General features: G+C 65.1%; 22 protein-coding genes and 1 pseudogene. 12 read left to right on the forward strand and 11 right to left on the reverse strand.

What is annotated here, in order from left to right; genetic code table 11:
• Window positions 1–26 precede the first annotated feature (26 nt).
• Together ACZI8R_RS01265 and ACZI8R_RS01270 are read right to left on the reverse strand one after the other, a co-directional pair.
• Window positions 27–1,064 (reverse strand): alpha/beta fold hydrolase, encoded by a 1,038-nt coding sequence (locus ACZI8R_RS01265; protein WP_463377744.1) that lies wholly within the window; start codon window positions 1,062–1,064, stop codon window positions 27–29.
• A gap of 101 nt (window positions 1,065–1,165) precedes the next feature.
• Window positions 1,166–2,104 (reverse strand): proteasome assembly chaperone family protein, encoded by a 939-nt coding sequence (locus ACZI8R_RS01270; protein WP_463377745.1) that lies wholly within the window; start codon window positions 2,102–2,104, stop codon window positions 1,166–1,168.
• Window positions 2,105–2,417: 313 nt separating this feature from the next.
• On the opposite strand from ACZI8R_RS01270, the gene ACZI8R_RS01275 reads away from it, so the two are divergent.
• The 4 genes from ACZI8R_RS01275 (at window position 2,418) to ACZI8R_RS01290 (ending at window position 6,192) form a co-directional block, all read left to right on the forward strand.
• Window positions 2,418–3,503 carry an S-(hydroxymethyl)mycothiol dehydrogenase gene (locus ACZI8R_RS01275; protein ID WP_463377746.1) on the forward strand — a complete coding sequence of 362 codons (1,086 nt, stop codon included), beginning with the start codon at window positions 2,418–2,420 and terminating at the stop codon, window positions 3,501–3,503.
• Entirely contained in the window at window positions 3,500–4,126 is a 627-nt protein-coding gene (locus ACZI8R_RS01280) for an MBL fold metallo-hydrolase (RefSeq protein ID WP_463377747.1), read from the forward strand. Before ACZI8R_RS01275 ends, ACZI8R_RS01280 begins: the two co-directional genes overlap by 4 nt.
• A 50-nt stretch (window positions 4,127–4,176) precedes the next feature.
• Window positions 4,177–4,878, forward strand: coding sequence for a DUF5642 family protein (locus ACZI8R_RS01285; RefSeq protein ID WP_463377748.1), 702 nt, complete (start codon window positions 4,177–4,179; stop codon window positions 4,876–4,878).
• 156 nt (window positions 4,879–5,034) lie between these two features.
• On the forward strand, window positions 5,035–6,192 hold the full coding sequence (locus tag ACZI8R_RS01290; RefSeq protein WP_463377749.1) for a DUF4192 domain-containing protein: 1,158 nt from the start codon (window positions 5,035–5,037) through the stop codon (window positions 6,190–6,192).
• Here ACZI8R_RS01290 and galE read toward each other — a convergent pair whose 3' ends face one another.
• Window positions 6,193–7,188, reverse strand: coding sequence for a UDP-glucose 4-epimerase GalE (gene galE, locus ACZI8R_RS01295; protein ID WP_463377750.1), 996 nt, complete (start codon window positions 7,186–7,188; stop codon window positions 6,193–6,195). It abuts the gene before it with no gap.
• Window positions 7,189–7,881: an iron-dependent transcriptional repressor DtxR gene (locus tag ACZI8R_RS01300; protein WP_463378186.1), complete on the reverse strand. Its 693-nt coding sequence runs from the start codon at window positions 7,879–7,881 to the stop codon at window positions 7,189–7,191. It lies immediately after the preceding gene.
• Window positions 7,882–8,049: 168 nt separating this feature from the next.
• Here ACZI8R_RS01300 and ACZI8R_RS01305 point away from each other — a divergent pair, with 168 nt between their 5' ends.
• Both ACZI8R_RS01305 and ACZI8R_RS01310 read left to right on the forward strand, forming a co-directional pair.
• Window positions 8,050–9,321, forward strand: a complete 1,272-nt coding sequence (locus ACZI8R_RS01305) for an acetoin utilization protein AcuC (RefSeq protein ID WP_463377751.1) — start codon at window positions 8,050–8,052, stop codon at window positions 9,319–9,321.
• On the forward strand, window positions 9,314–12,013 hold the full coding sequence (locus tag ACZI8R_RS01310) for a bifunctional acetate--CoA ligase family protein/GNAT family N-acetyltransferase (protein WP_463377752.1): 2,700 nt from the start codon (window positions 9,314–9,316) through the stop codon (window positions 12,011–12,013). The genes ACZI8R_RS01305 and ACZI8R_RS01310 overlap by 8 nt, the downstream gene beginning before the upstream one ends.
• A 102-nt stretch (window positions 12,014–12,115) precedes the next feature.
• Here the strand turns inward: ACZI8R_RS01310 and ACZI8R_RS01315 are convergent, their stop codons facing one another.
• The 3 genes from ACZI8R_RS01315 to ACZI8R_RS01325 form a co-directional block, all read right to left on the reverse strand.
• A complete protein-coding gene (locus ACZI8R_RS01315) occupies window positions 12,116–13,087 on the reverse strand; it encodes a sigma-70 family RNA polymerase sigma factor (protein WP_463377753.1) in 972 nt (323 codons plus the stop codon).
• A gap of 171 nt (window positions 13,088–13,258) precedes the next feature.
• Window positions 13,259–14,758 (reverse strand): DUF7782 domain-containing protein, encoded by a 1,500-nt coding sequence (locus tag ACZI8R_RS01320; RefSeq protein ID WP_463377754.1) that lies wholly within the window; start codon window positions 14,756–14,758, stop codon window positions 13,259–13,261.
• 51 nt (window positions 14,759–14,809) lie between these two features.
• Window positions 14,810–15,169: a DUF3099 domain-containing protein gene (locus tag ACZI8R_RS01325; protein ID WP_463377755.1), complete on the reverse strand. Its 360-nt coding sequence runs from the start codon at window positions 15,167–15,169 to the stop codon at window positions 14,810–14,812.
• A gap of 124 nt (window positions 15,170–15,293) precedes the next feature.
• Here ACZI8R_RS01325 and ACZI8R_RS01330 point away from each other — a divergent pair, with 124 nt between their 5' ends.
• Window positions 15,294–15,536, forward strand: coding sequence for a DUF3039 domain-containing protein (locus ACZI8R_RS01330; RefSeq protein ID WP_463377756.1), 243 nt, complete (start codon window positions 15,294–15,296; stop codon window positions 15,534–15,536).
• Here ACZI8R_RS01330 and ACZI8R_RS01335 read toward each other — a convergent pair.
• The gene (locus ACZI8R_RS01335) at window positions 15,503–16,648 is read right to left on the reverse strand and encodes a YihY/virulence factor BrkB family protein (RefSeq protein ID WP_463377757.1); all 1,146 of its coding nucleotides are present in this window, start codon (window positions 16,646–16,648) and stop codon (window positions 15,503–15,505) included. The genes ACZI8R_RS01330 and ACZI8R_RS01335 overlap by 34 nt on opposite strands.
• 240 nt (window positions 16,649–16,888) lie before the next feature.
• Between ACZI8R_RS01335 and ACZI8R_RS01340 the strand changes: the two genes are divergently transcribed.
• Window positions 16,889–18,631 carry a DEAD/DEAH box helicase gene (locus tag ACZI8R_RS01340; RefSeq protein ID WP_463377758.1) on the forward strand — a complete coding sequence of 581 codons (1,743 nt, stop codon included), beginning with the start codon at window positions 16,889–16,891 and terminating at the stop codon, window positions 18,629–18,631.
• Between the two features lie 142 nt (window positions 18,632–18,773).
• Here the strand turns inward: ACZI8R_RS01340 and ACZI8R_RS01345 are convergent, their stop codons facing one another.
• Entirely contained in the window at window positions 18,774–18,968 is a 195-nt protein-coding gene (locus tag ACZI8R_RS01345; RefSeq protein ID WP_463377759.1) for a DUF7455 domain-containing protein, read from the reverse strand.
• Between the two features lie 230 nt (window positions 18,969–19,198).
• Here ACZI8R_RS01345 and ACZI8R_RS01350 point away from each other — a divergent pair, with 230 nt between their 5' ends.
• From ACZI8R_RS01350 to ACZI8R_RS01360, 3 genes are read left to right on the forward strand one after another with little or no spacing between them, the layout of a single operon-like run.
• Window positions 19,199–19,570 carry a DUF952 domain-containing protein gene (locus ACZI8R_RS01350; RefSeq protein WP_463377760.1) on the forward strand — a complete coding sequence of 124 codons (372 nt, stop codon included), beginning with the start codon at window positions 19,199–19,201 and terminating at the stop codon, window positions 19,568–19,570.
• A gap of 53 nt (window positions 19,571–19,623) precedes the next feature.
• Window positions 19,624–20,106: a cation:proton antiporter regulatory subunit gene (locus ACZI8R_RS01355; protein ID WP_463377761.1), complete on the forward strand. Its 483-nt coding sequence runs from the start codon at window positions 19,624–19,626 to the stop codon at window positions 20,104–20,106.
• 6 nt (window positions 20,107–20,112) lie between these two features.
• The gene (locus ACZI8R_RS01360; RefSeq protein ID WP_463377762.1) at window positions 20,113–21,291 is read left to right on the forward strand and encodes a cation:proton antiporter; all 1,179 of its coding nucleotides are present in this window, start codon (window positions 20,113–20,115) and stop codon (window positions 21,289–21,291) included.
• Window positions 21,292–21,390: 99 nt separating this feature from the next.
• Here the strand turns inward: ACZI8R_RS01360 and ACZI8R_RS01365 are convergent, their stop codons facing one another.
• Window positions 21,391–21,792 (reverse strand): aldo/keto reductase, encoded by a 402-nt coding sequence (locus tag ACZI8R_RS01365; protein ID WP_463378187.1) that lies wholly within the window; start codon window positions 21,790–21,792, stop codon window positions 21,391–21,393.
• 105 nt (window positions 21,793–21,897) lie between these two features.
• Here ACZI8R_RS01365 and ACZI8R_RS01370 point away from each other — a divergent pair.
• Window positions 21,898–22,110, forward strand: a pseudogene (locus tag ACZI8R_RS01370) (hypothetical protein); the annotation flags it as partial.
• Here ACZI8R_RS01370 and ACZI8R_RS01375 read toward each other — a convergent pair.
• On the reverse strand, window positions 22,094–22,771 hold the full coding sequence (locus ACZI8R_RS01375) for a MerR family transcriptional regulator (RefSeq protein ID WP_463377763.1): 678 nt from the start codon (window positions 22,769–22,771) through the stop codon (window positions 22,094–22,096). The pseudogene ACZI8R_RS01370 and the gene ACZI8R_RS01375 sit on opposite strands and share 17 nt — an antisense overlap.
• Window positions 22,772–22,810: the final 39 nt, after the last annotated feature.

Raw genomic sequence — 22,810 nt, forward strand, 5'->3', positions numbered from 1 at the left:
ACCCCGTCCGCACTGACCGCAGCGGATCAGGTGGCGCTGCGTTCGTCCGAGCCCATCGCATCGAGTACCGCCATGCGGGTGCTCGCGCTCCCACTGATAGCGGCCTCACCGATTCCGCCGAGCAGCATCTGCCGCCACCGATTCTCGTCGAACTCCGACGGCGTGGTGGCGTCGAGGAAGCTCTCGACCACCTCGAGGAAGCGCATGGGCTGGTCGCGGAACGGAAAGTGGCCCGAACCCCGAAAGATGTGGAGACGCGAGCTGGGCATCGCCGCATGGGCGAGATGAGCGTGCTCGACCGGGATCACGACGTCCTGATCGCCCCAGATGATCTGGACGGGCATGTTCTCGGTCATGTAACAGCGATCGAGCATCGTGACGACCTGGCCTCGCCAGTCGACCACGGCGCGAAGCGTACGAAGATACGCGGCGTGCGCGGTCGGGTCGGGGAGGTCGCCCAGGATCCGGACCAGGTCGGGAGTGTCGTGGAACAGCCCGCCGGGTCGCAACGGCGAACCGTTCAGCTGACTCAGCAGGTTCCCCGCCGTACGCAGCCCGGGCATGACCCCAGGCAGGCGGAGCAGCTTCATGGCCTCGTTGAGTACCGGAACGGACGCCATTCGCAGCAGAGGATGAACATCCTTCGTCACCCCGCCCGCCGAGACGAGAATCAGACGCTCGACCATCTGCGGATACTGGTACGCGAACTGCATGGCGACGCCGCCGCCCAGTGAATGGCCCACGACCGTGACGCGATCGATGCCGAGTGCGGTGAGTAGGTCACGCATTCCGTTCGCGTACGCCGCGACGGAATAGTCCGCGCGTGGTTTGTCCGAGCGACCGTGGCCGAGCAGGTCCGGGGCGATGACACGATGATTCTTGGCGAGATGGGGGATCACCTCGGACCACGTGGCCGAATTGTCACCGATGCCGTGCAGCAGGAGAAGGGCGGGACCCTCGCCGGCGATGCGGAAGGCGCGCCGGTATCCGTGAATCGTCCGAAATGCCATTCGCGCTTCTTCGTCGGGCACGGGTCTGAGTGGACGAAAGCGGGTGGTGTTCATCACGCCTCCTGTCACGCTTCCTGGTGGTCGACAGCAACAGGGTAAGCGAGTTCCATGACGATTGTTCGTTCGCGAGTGAACGTCCGGTTTCGGTGGGGGACTCAGTTCCCGTCGTCGGGGCGGTCGTCGCGTGCCTGCTCGGCGAGGAAACGCTCGAACTCCGCACCGAGTTCGTCGCCACTGGGCAAGTCCTCTTCTCTCGCCAGGAGCGTCGACTTCTGCTCCTGTGCGGTCACGAAGGCGTCGTACTGGCGCTCGAGGGCGTGAACCACAGTTTCGACTTCCTCGTTACCGGCGATGTGCTCGTCGATCTGCTCGCGGACGCGCGCGGCTGCCTCGCCGAGCGCACTCAGCGGCAGGTTCAGGTCGGCGATCTCCGCGACGTTCTCGAGGAGCGTCTCCGCCGCCGACGGAAAGTCGGTCTGCGCGAGGTAGTGAGGCACGTGCACGGAATACCCGATCGAGTCGTGCCCGTGCTGCGCCATCCGCAGTTCGATGAGGGAGGAGGCACTACCGGGGATCTGAAGCTCGCCCGCCCAGCGGTGTTGCTCCTGGATCAGATCCTTGTTCGTCGAGTGCGCGGTCAGGCCGAGAGGGCGTGTGTGCGGCACTGCCATCGGTATGGCACTCAGGCCGACCGTGCGGCGGACGTCGAGCTGTTCGGCCAGCAGCCGGACGGCGGTGGTGAACCGCTCCCAGCGCAGATCCGGCTCCAGGCCGGCCAGGAGGAGGAACGGCGTACCGTCCGTGTCCTTCACCGCGTACAGGTTCAGTTCGGGCTGCTCGTAATCCGAGAAGTGGTCCGCCTTGAACGTCATCGTCGGCCGCCTCGATCGGTAATCGATCAACTCGTCGATCGCGAACGACGCGACGAGTTCCGTCTCGAGGCTGTCACGGAGGTGTTTCGTGGCGAGACGCACGGCGTGGCCGGCATCGGAGAACCCCTCCAGGCCGTGGACCAGCACGGGACCCAATCCGTCCGCCGAGGACAGCTGCGGCGCCGGAAACTCCAGCTCGTACATCTTCGACTGCTCGGTCATCGCAGGCCCCTTATCTGTGCGTGTCTGCTCTCAGTGTCCCCCACATCGTCACCGGATCGAAAGTTCGGCCCCGCTTGCTACTGGTGGGTATGTCTGTACGGAACGTCCGCTCACACCCTGAAAATTCCCCCAGACCCCGCGACAGGTGTTCGCCCAGAGCGGATCGACGCCGTGCGCGACACCGACGAACGTATGCGTCGGTACTGATGGATTGTGGCAGGGTGGGGGCGCCGGTGATCGGCAGGACCGAGGGTGGCCCGCACACAATTCGCGAGCCCTGGTTCGCAAGGACAACGGAACGGCGGAGGTAGTCATGTCGCAGAGCGTTCGAGCAGTGGTTGCGAAGGCGAAGGGGGAACCCGTCACGATCGAGACCGTGATCGTACCGGACCCCGGGCCGGGCGAGGTCGTCGTCGACATCGCAGCGTGCGGCGTGTGCCACACCGACCTGCACTACCGCGAAGGCGGCATCAACGACGAATTTCCGTTCCTGCTCGGACACGAGGCCGCGGGCGTGGTGGAGCAGATCGGCCCGGGTGTCGATCACGTCGAGGTGGGGGACTTCGTCGTCCTGAACTGGCGAGCGGTGTGCGGCAATTGCCGCGCGTGCAAACGGGGTAGGACCGAGTACTGCTTCGACACGTTCAATGCCGACCAGAAGATGACCCTGACGGACGGAACGGAACTCACTCCCGCACTGGGAATCGGTGCATTCGCCGAGAAGACACTCGTTCACCAGGGGCAGTGCACCAAGGTGGCACCCGATGCGGATCCTGCGGTCGTCGGTCTGCTCGGCTGCGGCGTGATGGCCGGTCTCGGCGCGGCGATGAACACCGGAAAGGTCGGGCGCGGGGACTCCGTGGCCGTCATCGGTTGCGGCGGCGTCGGTGATGCCGCAATTGCCGGAGCCAGGCTCGCGGGTGCTGCCAAGATCATCGCGGTGGACACCGATGCCGGAAAACTGGAGTGGGCGAAGGATCTCGGTGCCACTCATGTCGTCGACGCCACGAAAGCGGATGTCGTCGAGGCCGTGCAGGAACTGACGGGCGGGTTCGGTGCCGATGTGGTGATCGACGCCGTCGGTCGTCCCGAAACATGGAAGCAAGCCTTCTACGCGCGAGATCTGGCCGGCACCGTCGTGCTCGTCGGAGTACCCACACCCGATATGACGCTGGACATGCCGCTCATCGACTTCTTCAGTCACGGTGGCTCACTCAAATCGTCCTGGTACGGCGACTGCCTACCCGAGCGTGACTTCCCCATGCTGGTCGACCTCTATCAGCAAGGCAGGCTGCCTCTCGACAAGTTCGTCACCGAACGGATCGGACTCGACGAGGTCGAGGCCGCGTTCGCGACGATGGGTGAAGGCAAGGTCCTTCGGTCGGTGGTGGTCCTGTGACGCTGCGCATCGACCACGTCGTCACATCCGGCACGTTCAGCCTGGACGGTGGCACCTGGGATGTGGACAACAACGTCTGGATCGTCGGCGACGACAACGAAGTCGTGATCGTCGACGCCGCGCACACAGCCCAGCCGATCATCGACGCAGTTGCCGGTCGTACCGTACGTGCCGTCGTGTGTACCCACGGCCACGACGATCATGTGACGGTGGCACCCGAACTGTCACAGGTTCTGGACGCACCGATCCTTCTGCACCCGGGCGACGACATGCTGTGGCGGCAAACGCATCCCGATGTCGAACACCGTGAACTCGACGAGGGACAGAGAATATCGGTGGCGGGCACCGATATTCAGGTGATCCACACTCCGGGGCACTCTCCGGGGTCCGTGTGCCTGTATCTGCCCGAAGCGGGTGACCTCTTCAGCGGGGACACCCTTTTCGAGGGAGGACCCGGGGCCACAGGCCGTTCCTATTCCGACTTCCCGACCATCGTGGACTCGATCCGACACCGCCTCCTCGAACTGCCAGGGGACACCGTCGTTCATACCGGCCACGGGCCGTCGACTCGAATCGGCGCGGAGTCCCCCCACCTGGAAGAGTGGATTGCCAGGGGGCACTGAACGGCTGGTCGGCTCCGAACGAGAAGTGACACCGAACAACAGGAGGCTCTGTGACGAGTAGGCGACGCACGAAGATCGTTGCGGTCTGCGCTGCGGCCGGTCTTTCCTCCGTCGCCCTTGCGTCGTGCGGAAGCGATGTGTCCGGTGTCGCCGAGCCGGTCCAGAGAGCGTCCGGCGGATCGTCCGAGCAGGAACTGTCGAAGCTCCTGCTCGAACCAGCCGAGTTTCCGGGAGGATTCGAAGCCGTGGTTCTGCCCCCGCAGGCAGTTTCCATGGCTGCACCCGACCTCACCGGTGTTCCACAGAATGCGAAGGTGGAACCTGCGAGATGTGTTCCACCAGAGCAGGAGTACGGGCCGACGAGTACCGCCATGGCAGTCGGGACCGACAACGCCACACGCGCCACGATCACTGTCGAACTGACCAGGGCCCAGGCGACGATCGACGAGTTGGAGGATCAGGCGACCGATTGCTCCAGCTTCACTGTCACCGCGAGTGGAGCGAAATCGACGGTGAAGACCGACGTCGTTCCGCCACCACCGATCGATGCGGACGACACCTCGGCGCTGCGCCGCTCGGTCTCCTCCGGCGAAGGAGGTGGTGAGGTCGTTCAGTCGATGACCACATTGATGGCGGAGGTGGGGGATGTGCGCATCTCGGCCACCATGATGTCGTTCGGGCCGGACAAGCCCGAGATGGGTCCCCTCGACGAGGCGTTCACCGCTGCAGTTCAGAAGGTCCGGCAGTCCTGATCGGGCGGTAACGCATGCCACCGACACGAAGTCGTCGGGCCCTGGCGTGCAGAAGCGAATTCTGCTGTTGCGCACAACGCGGCGCGATTTCCCCAACAGAGTTGTCGGACACGATTCGGGCGATATCGCGGCGGCGGCGCAGTGCACAGTTCGTGCATGACTTCTTCCGCGTTCTCCTACGACTCCACATCCGACGCCTCGAGTCCGTTCCACACACTCGCGCAGACCACCGTCCGGCTCTCGGAGCCAGGGGATCTGATCGCTGCGGTGCCCGCATTGCTCGGCTTCACTCCGACCCGTTCGATCATTGCGATCTGCCTCTCGGGCGAAACGCGACCCACCGTCGGTGCTGTGATGCGCCACGACCTCGTGGTCGACGAAGGCTGCCCGGGTCTTTCGTTCGAGATGAGAATGGTGGTCGAGCAGTTCGCGACGGTCTGTGGCCGCGAATGCGCTTCTGGAGTGTTGGTCGTGTTCGTAGACGACCGTTTCGACAGTTTCGGGGCGGATGCCGTCCGCCGCAGTTCGGTGGTCGATGTCGTCGAATCCCTCGAGGAGGCGGTGAACGTCCACGGGGTCGAACTCCTCGACGCATTCGTCACTTCGCGAATCTCCGAGGGTGTGGACTGGTTCAGCTTGCTGCCGGGCGGGGATAGCGGCTGCCAGTCGGATCCCGTTGCCTCTCACGTCGCGATGGCTCAGGTGCTGGGCGGCCGTGTGATTCGGTCCTCGCGGAAGGAACTGGAGGATGTGCTTGCCGTCGATCGATCACCGGAGCGGTCCAGAATCGGTACTTTGATCGACGCAGCCTTCGATTCGGCTACCGACTCACGCGAACTTCGGGGGGACCGCCGCGATCCATGTAGTGGCCATAGGCGGGAGTTGCGCTTCGTGCTTGAACAGATCGGGAGCGTCGGGTCCGGCGACGAGCCGTCGAGAGAGGTATGCGCGCAGTTGGCGTTGGCGCTTGCCAACGTGACGGTACGAGACTGCCTACTCGCGCTCGCCGTCGGAGAATTGGCCGATCGCGCGGAGCATCTGTGGACACTGCTGGCGCAGCGACTGCCCGATCCGCATCGATCCGCTCCCGCAGCACTCCTTGGCTTCAGTGCCTATGTGAGAGGCGACGGCCCGTTGGCCGGAATTGCTTTGAGTGCAGCGCTCGACGCCGATCCGGATCACAACTTGGCGCGAATGCTCGACGTCGCGCTTCAATCCGGACTTCGACCCGACATCGTTCGTGAACTTGCCGACGTCGGATTCGGATGCGCCGCCGAACTCGGCGTCGATCTGCCTGCACCGACGGATCGGTGATCAGCGCTGGGCAGAATGCGAGCGATCACCGAGGTCGCGCAGAAACGTCCATGCGTCGGCCACGATTTCATCGAGGTCCGTGTGGGTGGGCTGCCATCCCAACTCGGCGATCGCTCGATCACTCGACGCGATCAGGACGGCGGGATCGCCGGCTCGCCTGGGCGCATCTTCGACCGCAATGGGAAGGCCGGTGACACGTTCGCAGGCCGAGATGACCTGCCGGACACTGAAACCCGCACCGCTTCCCAGATTGTATATCCGGTGCCGCCCTGGAACCGAGGATTCCAGGGCAAGCAGGTGCGCCTCGGCGAGATCGAGAACGTGGATGTAGTCGCGAACCGCGGTTCCGTCCGACGTGGGCCAGTCGGTTCCAAAGATCGAAATCTTGTCACGCTGGCCCAGAGCTACCTGCAGAACCAAGGGGATGAGATGCGTTTCGACCACACGATTCTCGCCGGCTGCCTTGTAAGCCCCGGCAACGTTGAAGTACCGAAGGCTCGTTGCGGCCAACGAGTGTGCGACCGAGTAGGACGTGATCGCGTGGTCGATCGCAAGCTTGGTGGCGCCGTAGGGATTTGTGGGACGGGTCGGATCCGCCTCGGTGATGGGGGAGCTGTCCGGCTCCCCGTAGGTCGCAGCCGTCGACGAGAAGACGAGGCGTGGTGTGCCCGACTCTCGAATCGCCTCGAGCAGGCGAAGCGTGGTAACCACGTTGCCCTGCCAGTACTTTTCGGGCTTCTCGACGGATTCACCGACGAGCGATTGAGCCGCGAAATGGAGAACTCCGTCGAACCCCGCGGGATGCTCCGCCGAACCGAGGACAGAGCCTGCAAGGTCCGCTATGTCCCCTTCGATGAACTCGGCACCGGCGGGGACGGCATCGCGGTTTCCCGTCGACAGGTCGTCGACGACGACGACCTCGTGTCCGCGCTCGACAAGGACGGTGGCGCAGACGCTACCCACATAACCGGCACCGCCGGTGACCAGAAGTTTCATTTATCCCTGAACTCGCTTGACCTGTACGGCGTGTGCCATCTCTTCGGGCAGATCGACGGGATCGTGACCGGGCACGCTGATCGTGACCGCGCCGGGCTTCGTTTCCACCGTGACGCGTGCGTCGGGTACGACACCGGCGTCACGCAGCTGAGAAATGATCTCCGGGTCGGACTGAACGTGCTCGGCGAGACGACGAACCACAACGGCTGTGGGTGCGCCGGCGGGCACCTCGGTGAGCCGGATGAGGTTCTCGGTCTGAGCGGTGGACTGCGCGAGGCCGAGCTGATCGAGTCCGGGGATGGGGTTGCCGTACGGCGACGTGGTGGGGTTGTTGAGGACCTCGACGAGTCGACGCTCGACTTCCTCACTCATGACGTGTTCCCAGCGGCACGCCTCGGCGTGGACCTCTTCCCACTTGAGGCCGATCACGTCGACGAGCAAACGCTCGGCCAGTCGGTGCTTCCTCATCACAGACACGGCCAGCTCGCGGCCCTTGTCGGTCAGTTCGAGGTGACGGTCACCCGCCACCTGAAGCAGTCCGTCGCGCTCCATGCGCGCCACCGTCTGGCTGACAGTGGGACCGCTCTGTTCGAGTCGTTCGGCGATCCGAGCCCGGAGGGGCACGACGCCCTCTTCTTCCAGGTCGTAGATCGTCCGGAGATACATCTCCGTAGTGTCGACCAGATCCTTCACACTCACACCCCTTCGTCTTACGCGAGTCTACCGGTCGCGACCTGTTCACGGTGCTCCCCGTGAGAAGCGAGTGTCGGTGCGCTCGCAGGTACGAGCGGCAAGGGGGCCAGGCATCGGCGAAGTGTGGGGTAGGTCGCACCCGAACGTGCCGGACAGTAGCGTGAGCACATGACCGCGTCGTCCCGACCTGCCGAGGTCGAATCAGCGCACCGACCCGACCGTGTGGTGGTGTGGAGTCCCGACTATCTCGGATACCGCTGGAGCGCGGACCATCCGATGAACCCCGGTCGGCTCGACCTCACCATGGCCCTCGCCGAGAGCTTGGGGGTGTTGTCCGGGACCGAACTCGTGCGTCCGGCATCTGCGACGGACGCGGAACTACTGCGCATTCACACGTCCGACTACATCGAGGCGGTGAAGCGGGCCGGTCACTCGGGCCACCCCGGGGTCACCGAAGTGGACACGGCGCACGGACTCGGAACCGAGGACAACCCGGTCTTTCCCCAGATGCACGAGGCCAGCGCGACCCTTGCCGGGGGGTCGTTGGCGGCGGCCCGGGAGATTGCCGCCGGCCGCACGCTGCGGGCTGTGAGTATCGGCGGTGGCATGCACCACGCCATGCCGGACCGAGCGTCGGGATTCTGTGTGTACAACGACGTCGCCATTGCGATTTCGTGGTTGTTGGACAACGGTTTCGACCGTATCGCCTACATCGACGTGGACGCCCACCACGGTGACGGAGTGCAACACGCCTTTCTGCACGATCCCCGGGTGTTGACGGTGTCGTTGCATCAACATCCGGCGACGTTGTGGCCCAATACCGGTTGGGTTTCGGAAGTGGGCGAGGGCGCCGCAGAGGGCACCGCGGTGAATCTCCCGTTCTTGCCCGGGACCGTGGACAACCTGTGGCTGCGCGGGTTTCACGCCGTCGTGCCCGCGGCAGTGGCAGCCTTTCGTCCGCAGATCGTGGTGAGTCAGTGCGGCGTCGACAGCCACCGCGAGGATCCGCTGGCGGACCTTTCGCTCACCGTGGACGGCCAGCGCGCAGCGTTTCTTGCGATGCGGGATCTGGCCGACCGGTATGCAGAGGGACGCTGGCTGGCCGTAGGTGGTGGTGGTTACGGGCTTGCCCGTGTGGTGCCCAGGGCCTGGACACACTTGATCGCTGCCGCTCTCGATCGTGACGTGGCGCCCGGACGGACGATTCCGGCGGAATGGGCGGAACGGGCCCGTGCCGTGGTGCCTGGCACCGAGATGCCGACGACGATGGGCGACGGTGGCGATGTGGACTACGTGCACTGGGACGGGCCGGGTGGAGCGCCCGAAACCGGCGTCTCCGCAGTCGACCGGGCGATCACCCGCGTCGACGCTGCGATCATGGCAAGCCGCAGGGCTTGTTTCCCGCTGCTCGGTCTCGACCCGGAGGATCCACGTGACTGAACCGATCGATATTTCGCGACTACAGGAGCGCATCGGCGAAGGACCGCATCCGTTTCCGAGGGCCTGGGTGGCCGACATCCTCGCGTCCGACGGCGGCGCCGTCTCGCTGCGCCCGATCATGCCCGAGGATGCCGATCGGCTCATCGCGTTTCACGCCAAGCTCTCCGAACGCACCCGGTATCTGCGGTATTTCGGACCGTATCCGACGATGTCGAGGCGCGACGTCACCAACTTCACGACGGTGGACCATCGCAATCGTGTCGCTTTCGTGGTGGTGCTCGGCGACGAGATCATCGCGGTCGGCCGGTACGAGCGCCTACTCGACGTGGGTGATGGGAACTCGGCAGAAGTGGCGTTCGTGGTCGCCGATGCCCATCAGGGACGCGGATTGGGGCCGATCCTGCTCGAGCATCTGGCCGGCGCGGCGGCGGAGAACGGTTTGACGCACTTCGTAGCCGAAGTCCTCTCCGAGAATCGGAACATGGTGACGGTGTTCCGCGAAGCCGGATACCAGGTCAGCAGGACATACGAAGGGGGCGTCCTGCGCCTCGAGTTCGACATCGATCCCACCGAAGCCTTGGTATCGGTGCGCAATTCGCGCGAGCGCGCAGCAGAGGCGCGCAGCATGAAGAATGTGCTGAGCCCGCGTTCGGTTGCCGTCATCGGTGCTTCGGGTGACCGTTCGAAGGTCGGCAGCGCGGTACTCGTGAACTTGCTGCGCGGGGCGTTCACCGGCCCCGTCTACCCGGTGAACGCCGAGAGTCGATCCATTCGCGGTGTGCGGGCCTACCAGACCGTTCGCGACATTCCCGACGAAGTCGATCTCGCGGTGGTTGCGGTACCGGCAGAAGCGATCGACGCCGTGCTCGACGACTGTCTGGCCAAGGGTGTGAAAGCGCTCGTCGTGGTGTCCTCCGGATTCAGTGAGACCGGGGAGGAGGGGCGAAGGTCCGAGCGGCGCCTCGTGCACGCGGCGCGCAAACACGGGATGCGGCTGATCGGCCCGAACGCGCTCGGGGTTGCGAACAACGATCCGACCATCTCGCTTAACGCCACACTCGCCCCGGTGCTACCGGCCGCGGGAAACGTGGGCTTCTTCTGTCAGTCCGGTGCCCTGGGAATCGCCATTCTGGACGAGGCGGCTCGAAGTCGAATAGGACTGTCCGCGTTCGTTTCTGCAGGTAACCGAGCCGACGTGTCGGGTAACGATCTACTGCAGTACTGGGATTCGGATCCCACGACCGAAGTGGTCCTGCTCTATCTCGAGAGCTTCGGCAATCCGCGCAAGTTCTCCAGGATCGCGCGACGGGTCGCGCGGAACAAGCCGGTGGTGGCGGTGAAGAGCGGCCGCCACGCAGTTCCACCGGCATTGGCGACGGGCACCGAGATGGACGATTCCATCGTTCGGGCACTCTTCGAACAGTCCGGCGTGGTGCAGGTCGGCTCGATTTCCCAGTTGTTCGACAGCGCTCTGCTTTTCGCCTTCCAACCGCTGCCGGCGGGGCCCCGGGTTGCGGTCGTGGGCAATTCGACTGCGCTCGGCGTGCTGGCTGCCGACGCCGCTCGAAGTGAAGGATTGCAGGTCGGTGGGCCCGTCGACCTCGGACCGCAGGCCGGGCCCGCCGAGTTCGCGAACGGCGTGCGAACCGCAGTGGAGTCCTTCGACATCGATGCCGTCATCGCCGTATTCGTGCCACCTGTTGCGGTCGCGGTCGAACCGTTCGCCGCCGCGCTGAAGGACGCCGTCCGGGCGAGCGACAAGCCGGTTCTTTCGACCTTTCTTGCGGCGGAGGGTGTTCCGGATGCGCTCGCGGTTCGCGGTGCCGACGGAAACCCGATGCGCGGGTCGGTGCCGTCGTACCCTGGCCCGGAACGCGCTGCGATGGCCTTGGCTCGGGCCTGGCGGTACGCCCAGTGGCAGCGCAAACCCCCGTCGAAGGTGGTGCGCCCACCAGCGCTCGATACGGAGCGCGCCAAGGAGTTGGTGTTCGGGTGGTTGGCCGAACCAGCGGCGGCGGACGGCCGTTGGCTCACCGATGTGGAATCCGCACAGCTTCTTGCGTGCTACGGCGTGGCGATCATTCCGTTCCAGACCGTCGGGTCGGAGGAGGAGGCCGTCGCCGCTGCGGAACGATTGGGCTATCCCGTTGCGGTGAAGGCAACGGGTGAGCAGTGGCGCCATCGCCCGGATCTCGGTGGTGTGCGCCTCGATCTGGGCGGTCCGGACTCGGTACGGGCGGCATATCGGGACTTGGCAGCTGTATCCGGTGAACACCTGCTGCACGTACAGCGAATGGGTGCGAAAGGCATCGGATGCGTTGTGGGGGTGCAGGACGACCCGTCGTTCGGTTCCCTGATCTCGTTCGGTCTCGCGGGGGTCATTTCGGACCTGCTCGGCGATCGCGCGTACCGGGTACTACCGATCACCGAGGATGCCGCGGTCGAACTGATCGATGCGCCGAAGGCAGCGCCCTTGCTGTCCGGCTATCGAAGCTCGGTACCGGTCGACAAGGCTGCACTCGTCGATCTGGTGCAGCGGATCTCGGCATTGGCGGACGACCTTCCGGAGGTGCGCGAACTCGCGTGCGAGCCGGTTCTGGCGTCGGCGGCCGGTGCGCAGATCACCGATTCGCGGGTCCGGATCGGACCGGAACCCAACGCGGTCGATCTCGGACCCCGTCGTCTGCGCTGATCGGCAGGACCAGGTAGGGGCGTATCGGCAAAAAGATCCGCGGGCACGCTTCCAGAGGGGGAGGAAGCATGCCCGCGGAAATCTGTGCGGCGCCGAGAGGGGTCAGCTGGCGTAAGAGCGGAGACGCTCGGCGCGATCGCCCTGACGGAGCTTGCCCATAACCTCACGCTCGATCTGACGGACCCGCTCACGGGACAGCCCGAAGAGCTTGCCGATCTGGTCGAGAGTGCGCGGCTGACCGTCGTCCAGCCCGTAGCGAAGTCGAATGACCTGCTGCTCCCGCTCGTCCAGAGTGGACAGCACGCTGCGGACGTCGGTGTGAAGCAGGCCGGCGATGACGGCGCTCTCCGCCGAGGTGGCCTCGGCGTCCTCGATGAAATCGCCGAGCGGTGCCTCCTCGTCGCTGCCGACCGGCATGTCGAGGCTCACCGGGTCACGGCTGTGGTCGAGCAGATCGGCGATCTTGTGGGCGGGAATGCCCGACTCTTCCGCAAGCTCGTCGTCGGTGGCCTCCCGGCCGAGCTGCTGGTGCAGCTCGCGCTTGATACGGGCGAGCTTGTTCACCTGCTCCACGAGATGGACTGGCAGCCGGATGGTGCGGCTCTGGTCGGCCATTCCGCGGGTGATCGCCTGACGAATCCACCAGGTCGCGTAGGTGGAGAACTTGAAGCCCTTTGCGTAGTCGAACTTCTCCATCGCGCGGATCAGGCCGAGATTGCCTTCCTGAATGAGGTCCAGGAGGGGCATACCGCGCCCGGTGTAGCGCTTGGCCAGCGACACCACCAGTCGAAGGTTGGCCTCGAGGAGGTGCGCGCGAGCGGACTCGCCCTCACGGATCACGGTTGCCAGGTCACGCTTCTTCGCGGCGGTGAGTCGTTTGCCGGTTGCCATGACGTTCTTGGCGTAGAGCCCAGCCTCGATTCGCTTGGACAGTTCCACTTCCTCCGCGGCGGTGAGCAGCGCGGTGCGACCGATCCCGTTCAGGTAAACGCGGACCAGGTCGGCTGCGGGGCTCTGCGCGTCCATGTCGGCGGCACTGGGGCGAATGCGAGCGGTGGTGCTGGGGCTTGTCATGACTTGCCTCCTCATCGGTGGTGTCTCATAAGGATCAACGCACCGAGACCGCTGAAAAGTTCCCGAGGGGGCATCCGTGCAACTCGCTTGACCTGCGGTTCTTCGGCAGTCGTCCTGAGAAGTTGCTGAGAAGACGAGATTCGTGCTCGGTACGGGAACACCGAGTGGCGCTCAGATGCCGACCGGCGTGATCAACCCGTGACGAACGAGACCGTGGACCAGCTCCACCGCGGATCCGGACAGATCGGTCGGGTCCTCGTCGTGTGCGTACGCCAGCAGCTCGACGAGTTCGCCGAGGGGGAGCCCGTCCGGCCGCATGCCGGCGACGAGGGCGGCCGCCAGGTCGTCCACCTCGTGCTGCCACAGCGGGCCGTTTCCACGGTGGACGCGGGCGACCACCTGTTTCCACCCCTCTTCGCCGTGGAGGTGAACGCGTTCGAGGGCGGTGTGTTCGTCGACCTCGAATCGCGCATCCAGCACATCGTGGTCGCGCAGCCAGGCGACTCTGTCGAAATAGGCGAGCGCCTCGCGCCCGAGAGGGTCCTCGAACCCGTGGGTGAGGTCCTCGGCCAACAGGTCGGTGGGCGAGTCGGTGCGGCGCAGATAGACGAATCCGAATCCGATTCCGCGGACCCCGGCCTGCTCGAAGTGATCGAGCCAGCTCTCTGCTCGTTCCGCGGACTCCGGCCTGCTCGGATCGAGACCGCCGTCCCGCATCCAGGTGCCCACGTACAGCGTGGGGTCTGCCACATCACGCTGCACGACCCAGGCGTCGACGCCGTGTGCGGGAATCCACGAGGCGACCCGTGTCCGCCAGTCCTCGTCTTCCAGATGCAGCCACGAGGCGAGCAACACGGCAGTGCCGCCCGGTGCGAGGTGATCGACGATGCGCGACACCATCAGTTCGCTCGCACCGTCGAGATCCAGACCGGAGTCACGGTAAGTGTCGACCACCTTCGCCTCGCTGACCACGAAGGGTGGGTTCGCGACGATCTGGTCGAACTGTCGACCTTCGACGGGTGCGAACCAGGATCCCTCGATCAGCTCCATGTCGAGGCCGTTCAGTTCCAGCGTCGCGGCGGTGAGCTCGAGGGAACGCGGATTGATGTCGGTCGCGGTGATCCGGTCTGCGTAGGACGCTCCGTGAACCGCCTGCACGCCGCATCCGGTCCCGAGGTCGAGCAGGGTGCCCACCCGCTGCGTCGGGGTCGCCCTCAGTAAAGACAGAGATGCGTGACCGACTCCGATGACGTGATCTTTCGCCATCGGCCTGGGTCGCATGCTCCCGTCCAGGTCGGAGAATACCCAGCGAGTTCCCGATCCGGTATCGACGGGACGTAGGTCGACTGCCGCTCGAACGTGGGAGCCGCCGAGTTCGTCGTCGCGTTCCAAAAGTCCCGCGGCGAGCGCGTCGGCGACGGTGAGCGGGGCCAGCGCCTCGGCGACTTCGGATTCGGAGCACGCATCTGCCAGGAGGAACAAGCGGATCAGGGTTCCGAGGCCGCCGGCCGCCGCGCTGGCGCGACGCACCGGCACCGGCTCGTTTCGGCCCAACGCCGCGTGAGCCTGCGCCCCGAGCGTCTCGAGGAGAGTGTCGGTGTCGTAGCGGTTACGGATCAGAGCCTGCCCGAGTGGGGAACAGATCGAGGAGAGCGTTTCGCGGGTCGTCACCGGAGCATTGTCGCAGGGTCCGAGCCGGTCACTCCTCGACAGCTCGAACGGTCACTCCTCGACGGTGCGATTGGACGGGGGAGCAATGGCCGTCGCGTCACCGGGATGATGGTCGTATCGACTCGGCTCGTCTTTGCTGCGCGGCGGCCTGTCGTTCGCGATCAGTACCGCAATCCACGGAAGAGGGATGGAAACACCGATGATCGCCATCGAAATCCACGGGTTGCTCCACAGGCCGTATGCGACGGCCGAGAGGATGAGCGCCGGGAATCGCACCGACATGATCAACATGTATTTGCGCACCCGGGCACGGTGCTGTGCCTCGACGGAATCCGCAGCTTCCGTGATGACAAAGGGGTTTTCGGGGGATCCGGCTTCGTGACTGCCGCCGAATCCTGCACTTCGTGCCATACCTCCACTGTTCCACTGTGCGGGTCCGATTGCACATCTCCAGTTCGGCGGGGACGTGTACCGGTGGTTGGGCAGGGGTGCTCCGTTGATGCGATGTACGGGGTGCGTGCGGCATGATTGTCTCGTGAGTACTCAGATAAAGGAACGTCCCGACGTCAGCACCGACGAGACGACCGACGACGACACCCCCAAGGTCTTCCACTACGTGAAGAAGAACAAGATCGCCGAGAGCGCGGTCATGGGGACGCACGTGGTCGCGCTGTGCGGTGAAGTGTTTCCGGTCACCAAATCTGCCAAGCCCGGTTCTCCGGTGTGCCCGGATTGCAAGAAGGTCTACGAGGGCTTGCGCAAGGGCGGCGGCGACTGAATCGCTGTCTTCTCGGACTTCGCGTCAGTTCTCGACTCCGCTCGGGAGTCCGGTGACGCCTTGGGTTCGGTGCGCCCCCCGGTCGCCGTCCGGATGGGGCCGGTGGCGAGTCGGCGTGTGATCGTGGTGACCGGTCCGTTCGACGAGTCGTCGAGTGCAGCCTGCGCCGCGATCCACTCCCGCATCTGTTCCAGCCGAGTTGCTCGTGCGGGCCAGAATTCCTGAATGGTCGCATTGAACTCCGCTCCGATCACCACCGAGAATCCGAGGAAGAACGTGAAGAGCAGAAACGCGATCGGTGTTGCGAGCGCTCCGTAGGTGTAGCCGGTCTCGGTGACCCAGGAGAGATACCAGCGCAGGCCGGTGCTGGCCGCCAGGAAGAACCCGCCCGCGACGAACGCGCCGCCGAGCAGCCGATGCCAGGGCAGCGATTTGTAGAGCGCCACCTTGTAGAGCGTGGTCAGCCCCAGGATGAGCAGCAAGCCGACCGCTGGGTAGTAGAACGTGTCGACGATCTCGGCGCCGGTGGAGCGCCAGGACATCGGCAGGACCTTCCCGACCAGCGTGGGCCCGAGCGCCACCAGCGGCAATGTGAAGACCGCCATGACGAGAAACATCACGTAGAGCAGAAGTGCGAAGAACCGCTGCCAGACCGGATGGCGAGCGTCTTGTTGACCGTGCGCCTCCACGATGGAGTCGACGAATGTCGAGATGGCCGAAGAGCCGGCCCAGAGCGACAGGACGAAACTCAGTGACACGATCTCGGGTCGTCCACGTCGGAGAACGTCCTGCACCGTGGGCCGGATGATCTGGTCGACGACGCTGTCGCTGAAGATGCTTCCGCTGAAGCTGATGATCTTCGATTGAATGATGTCCACGGTGTCCGGACCGAACCATCCACCCACGTAGCCGAGCATCCCGAGGAGACCGAGCAGGAGCGGCGGCAGTGAAAGGGTCTGCCAGAAGGCTGCGGTCGCGGCCTTCGCGAAGATCGAATCGTCCCAAGCTTTGGAGAGAGTCCGGCCGAGCACGCGCAGCACGGTTCTCACTGGGCGTCGAGATTTCCGTACAGCGGTTGCGCCTCCCGGACTCTTTGCAGGCGATTCGCTCATGATGGTTCCAGCATCCCGTACGACACGCCCGGATGCCCACTGCGGGTGCCGCCGTGTCGCAAATCGTCTGCCAAGATCTGATGCGAATCGTGTCCGCGGCGGCGGTTAGGCTTCCTGCGTGAAGATCCCCGCCACACAGTCCGTGTCGGCGCCGGACCCGATACGCCACCAACATCCGATACCCGAACATCACGGACAGAGGAGCGCGGTACCAAGTGTCATCCCAGCGGAGGACTGCCTGTGAGTGCTGAAACAGCTTCTGCAGAGATCACACCCATCGCCGTCGGCGCCGGAAGTGGATCGTTGCGTGCGTGGCAGCGGCGCGCGCTCACGAAGTACCTCGCCACCGGCCCGAAGGACTTTCTCGCGGTCGCGACGCCCGGTGCAGGAAAGACCACCTTCGCTCTCAGGGTTGCGTCGGAGTTGCTCCGCGACAGGACCGTCGATCAGATCACCGTGATCGCGCCCACCGAGCACCTCAAACATCAGTGGGCGGAAGCAGCAGCACGTGTCGGAATGGCACTTGATTCGCGCTTCTCGAACTCCACGGGGCAAACCTCGAGCGACTTCCAGGGTGTGGTGTTGACATACGCGCAGGTGGCTTCGCACCCCTTCAAACACCGGGTGCGCACCGAGTCGCGGCGTACGTTGGTGATCCTCGACGAGATCCACCACGGCGGAGACGCGAAGAGCTGGGGCGAGGCCATCCGTGAGGCGTTCGACGGGGCGACTCGGCGACTGGCGCTCACCGGTACACCGTTCCGTAGCGACGACAGTGCCATCCCGTTCGTCAACTACGAGCCCGACCGCGAGGGGCTCATGCGTTCCAAGGCGGATCACTCCTACGGGTACTCGGACGCGCTCGCGGACGGCGTCGTGCGGCCCGTCGTGTTCTTGGCGTACTCGGGCGAAGCGCGCTGGCGGAACAACGCCGGCGAGGAATTCACCGCCCGGCTCGGCGAGCCGCTGAACGCCGAGCAGACCGCTCGCGCGTGGCGCACCGCTCTCGATCCCGCAGGGGAGTGGATTCCCGCTGTTCTCCACGCGGCGAACACGCGCCTCGGACAGCTGCGTGAGGGCGGCATGCCGGATGCCGCGGGACTGGTGATCGCGACCGATCAGACCGTCGCCAGGGACTACGCCCGGCTGCTCACCGCGGTGACGGGTGAAGAGCCGTGCGTGGTTCTGTCGGACGATCCGACCGCGTCCAAGCGCATTGCAGAGTTCGGTGCGAGCACCCAGAAGTGGATGGTCGCCGTTCGCATGGTGTCGGAAGGTGTGGACGTCCCGCGTCTCGCCGTGGGCGTCTATGCGACGAGTGCCTCCACCCCGTTGTACTTCGCCCAGGCGATCGGCCGTTTCGTGCGTGCCCGGCGTCCGGGCGAGACCGCGAGTGTGTTTCTGCCCTCGGTGCCGGTTCTGCTCGACCTCGCCAGCCAGCTGGAAACCCAGCGCGATCACATCCTCGGCAAACCGCATCGTGAGAAGGAAGGGTTCGACGACGACCTTCTTGCAGATGCGAACAAGCAGAAGGACGAGCTCGGCGAAGAAGAGAAGGCCTTCACCTCGATCGGAGCCGATGCCGAACTCGACCAGGTCATCTACGACGGGTCTTCGTTCGGGTCGGCCACTTTTTCGGGGAGCGACGAAGAAGCCGACTACCTGGGACTGCCCGGACTGCTCGATGCGGAGCAGATGCGCGCACTGCTGCGGCAGCGTCAGCAGGAGCAACTGGACAAGGAGCCGGCCGCACCGGCGGCACCCACTCCGCCCCCTCAGGTCGCCGAGCGTGCCGCTACCGCAGGGCAGCTGGCCACGCTGAGACGCGAACTGAACTCGCTGGTGGCAATGCACCACCACCGCACCGGCAAGGCGCACGGGATCATCCACGGCGAATTGCGAAGGATCTGCGGTGGGCCGCCGACGGCGATCGCCACGGTCGAACAGCTGACGGAGCGGATCGCGACGCTGCGTAAGTGGTGACGTCCTCCCGAGGGGCCTGACACGAAGAACGGCGGGTGAATCACCGAGGTGATTCACCCGCCGTTCTTGTTCGAGCTGTACTGCGTGTCGAGCTGTTAACGCATGTGGTGAGCCGCGAACGGGTTCACCCGGGCTGACGTCGTCAGACGGTCGCTTCGTCTTCCGAGACGATGGTTGCATTCATCTCGCGAAGTCGATCCGCGTGCTCGTTGGCGTGGTGATTGCAGAAGAGCAGTTCGCCTCCCGTGGGAAGTACTGCTCGTACGCGAGCTCCGGCTCCGCACCGGTCGCACCGGTCGGCTGCAGTCAACTGCGGGGTGGTCAGTGTTCCGGGCATGACTCCTCCGTACTGGCTCTGGGCTGTTGCCTGTTGCCTGGGGCCTTGGTCCGCCGCACCGGGACGGCGCGGTAGATCTACTCTGTCAGACGTTTGGGCTTTACGCGTTGTTCCCGTCGGCGTTTCTCTCTGTTGCCACCGATAGTAAACATGCAGGACAAGCGAAGATGCACCGAGGTGCGTTCGCTCACAGCTGATTTGCCGTGCGCTCCGGCACTAGCCTTGGGGGTGTGAACCGTCCCACAGCAGGTGACTGCCCGTCCGTTCTCGTCCACATCAGCACTCGCGAGGAGTGGGCCACCGCCCAGCAGCGAGGGCAGCACGTTCCCGAGGCCTTCGCTCGAGAAGGTTTCGTACATCTGTCCGCACCGTCTCAGGTCCACCTTCCTGCAAACCGGCTGTTCGCCGGTCGCACCGATCTGGTTCTGCTGAGAATCGACTCCACTCGGGTCGACGGCCCGCTCCGTTGGGAACCGGGTGTGCCCACCGACCCGGACTCGATGTTGTTCCCGCACCTGTATGGGCCGCTGCCGGTCCACTCGGTGCTCTCCGTCGTCGAGTACCTTCCTGGCGCCGACGGTCGCTTCGCACCGCACTCCTGATCTTCCCTGCGCGTCGTGCTCCTGCTTCTCGCACCAGGTCTACCGTTGAGGGCATGAACGTCGAAGTGACACCGCTGCCCGGTATCGGGGTCCGTAAGGACTTCGTTCTCGCGTCCGGTCGGCGGATCGGAGTCGTCACACATCGGGACGGCCGAACGGATCTCATCCTGTCCAAGGAGGGCGATCCCGACGCCTGCGTCGCATCACTTCCGCTGTCGCCCGAGGAAGCTGCTGCGCTCAGCAATCTGTTGGGGGCACCACAACTCGTCGCCCAACTGGAGGAGGAGCACCGGGACCTACCGGGCATCCGAACCCGACAGCTCTACGTCAAGGACGGCTCCCGGTACGACGGGCGCGCACTCGGCGAGGCGGCGATCCGAAGTCGAACAGGTGTCTCTATCGTCGCGGTGATGCGCGCCGGACAGATCGAGCCGTCTCCGACACCCGACTACATCCTCACCGGCGGTGACCTCCTGGTGGCAGTCGGTACCGCCGATGCCCTCGACAACGTGGCCAAGCTACTGCTCCACGGCTGATTCCAGGTGGACACGACGACCCTCTCGCTCATCGAACTGGGGGCGGTGTTCTTCGGGCTCGGCGTACTCGGTCGCCTGGCGACGAAGTTGGGCATCTCGCCGATCCCGTTCTATCTCCTCGGCGGCCTCTGCTTCGGATCCGGCGGGTTCCTCCGACTAGGCGACATCGACGAGTTCGGCCACCTCGCCGGCGAGATCGGCGTCGTACTCCTGCTGCTGTTGCTGGGGCTCGAATACACCGCCCCCGAGCTGATGACCGGGCTGCGTCGCACTCGGGTCGCCGGCGTTCTCGACATCGTGCTGAATGCCGCGCCGGGTGTCGTCGTCGCGCTGGTGCTGGGCTGGGGGCCGGTAGGAGCGACGGTGATGGGCGGCGTCACCTACATCTCGTCGTCGGGGATCATCGCCAAGGTTCTCGGTGATCTGGGCCAACTCGGCAACCGCGAAACCCCGGTGGTGTTGTCGATTCTCGTTTTCGAGGATCTGGCGATGGCGGTGTATCTGCCCATCCTCACCGCGCTTCTGGCAGGTGTGAGCCTCGTCGGTGGGCTGGAAGCCGTGGCAATCTCGCTTCTCGTCATCACCGTCGTGCTCGTGATCGCGCTGCGATACGGACGATACGTCTCCGCTCTGCTCGACAGCCCCGAGAACGAATCGCTGCTTCTCAAGCTGCTGGGTGCCGCCCTGCTCGTCGCGGGCATCAGCTCGGCCATGCAGGTGTCGGCCGCGGTGGGCGCCTTCCTGCTCGGCATTGCGATCTCCGGGTCCACCGCCGTGAACGCGAGTCGCGTCCTGGAGCCGCTGCGTGATCTGTTCGCCGCAATGTTCTTCGTGGTCTTCGGACTCAACACCGATCCGAGTTCCATCCCGCCGGTTCTCGGTTGGGCAGTTGTTCTCGCCGTCGTGACCACCGTGACGAAGGTGATCACCGGAGTGCTCGCAGCGAGATGGCAGGGGATCGCCAAGATGGGGCAGGCACGTGCGGGCGCGGCCCTGATCGCGCGTGGAGAGTTCTCGATAGTCATCGCCGGGCTGGCAGTGTCGGCAGGAGCGGTCGACGGTGAGCTCGCGGCGCTCGCGACCGCTTACGTCCTGTTGATGGCCGCGATCGGTCCCATCGCGCCGCGTGTCGTCGAGCCGGTGATGAGGATGTGGTCCCGGGCGTTCGCGTCGCGCGCTGCATGAGCGCGGTGTGATGGCGCAGTGTGAAGCTTGTCGGCATCGGTGCGTTGTAGCGCTCATTCGCTTCGAACAGGGTTTGCACGCCGCGGATGTTCGGCAGAGTCAGGCCTCGTCGATGACGATGCCGAAGCTCTCGAAGTCCAGCTCGTCGGGGATCATCGTGTCGCCGATGTGCAGCGAGTCGATCTGGGCCAACTCGTCCGTGGTGAGGGCGAAGTCGAAGACGTCGAAGTTCTCTGCAATGCGCTCTGGGTTCACGGACTTCGGGATCGCGGACCTGCCCTGCTGGATGTGCCAGCGCAGCATGACCTGGGCGGTGCTCTTGCCGTGGCGTTCCCCGATTGCGGTGATGGTGGGGTCGGTGAGCGGGGTGGTGGTCTCACCGGTGTAGTGGCGGATGCCGCCGATAGGCGACCAGGTCTGGGTGAGGATCCCGTGCTGTGCGTGGGCGGCCTGCAGTTCGGAGCGCGTGTTGTAGGGATGCAGCTCGATCTGGTTGTGGATCGGCCTGGAGGGGCTGCGGCCTCATGGGGAAGGGGCGCTGCCATTGCCGATTCCGCCTCTGACCACGGAACAGACACACACGCTGCTCGGGGCAGAGATCACGGCATGACAGGATCTCGTGACATCGAGGTGCGGGGTGCCCGCGTCCACAACTTGAAGAACATCGACGTCGATGTGCCTTTGCGCCAGCTCGTCGGCATCGCCGGCGTCTCCGGATCCGGCAAGTCCTCGCTGGCGATGGGTGTGCTGTACGCGGAGGTGCGACGGCACGCACAAGAAGCTGCAACGCCGCTAAGGGCAGTCAGGCGAGCCGGTGCATGAACGCTCGCTGCTGATCGTTCACGTGCCGTTCGGTCAGCTCGAGAAGAAGGTCGGCGTGTTCCTCCTGGCCCTCGGGCAGATAGGGGGTGAGCTCGTCCACGAGGTGCCTCAGGTCCTCCGCGAGTCGGTCGAGTTCCTCGGCGGCAGTGCCCTCGTCGATGGCGTCGAACCGTTCCTGGACCGTGTCCAGAGCTGACGTGATCTCGGGGCGCCGGAGGACCTCCGTGAGGCGGTCCGCGTGGTCCCCGCTGCTGTAGAGGTGGGCGAAGAGGGTGGACACCGGAACGTCCTCCGGCCTTCTGACCAGTGCTGATGCCAGTCTCGAGAGCCCCAGGTGGCGCCCCTCGCGGGCTTCGGCAAGTCTTTCGCGCTGGCGGTTCAGGCTCTCGATCTGCCGGCGCAGGGCCTCGTCCACCTCATCGAGCTGGGCATCGATGGAGGCTCCGGCGGCGTCGGTGATGACGGCACCGGCCTGCATCAGGGGGAGGCCGGACTGCGAGAGCTGGCGGATCCGGATCAACGCCACCAGGTGGTCCACGGTGTACTCCCGATAGCCGTTCGATCGGCGTGCAGGCTCCGCCAGGATGCCCTTCTGGTGGTAGTAGCGGATGGTCCGGACGGTGACGCCGGCCAGATCGGCGAGCTCTCCGATGCGCATGGCTGTTCATTCTCCCATGACGGGCGGCTTGACCCCGAC

The sequence above is a fragment of the Rhodococcus huquni genome, from assembly GCF_055231055.1.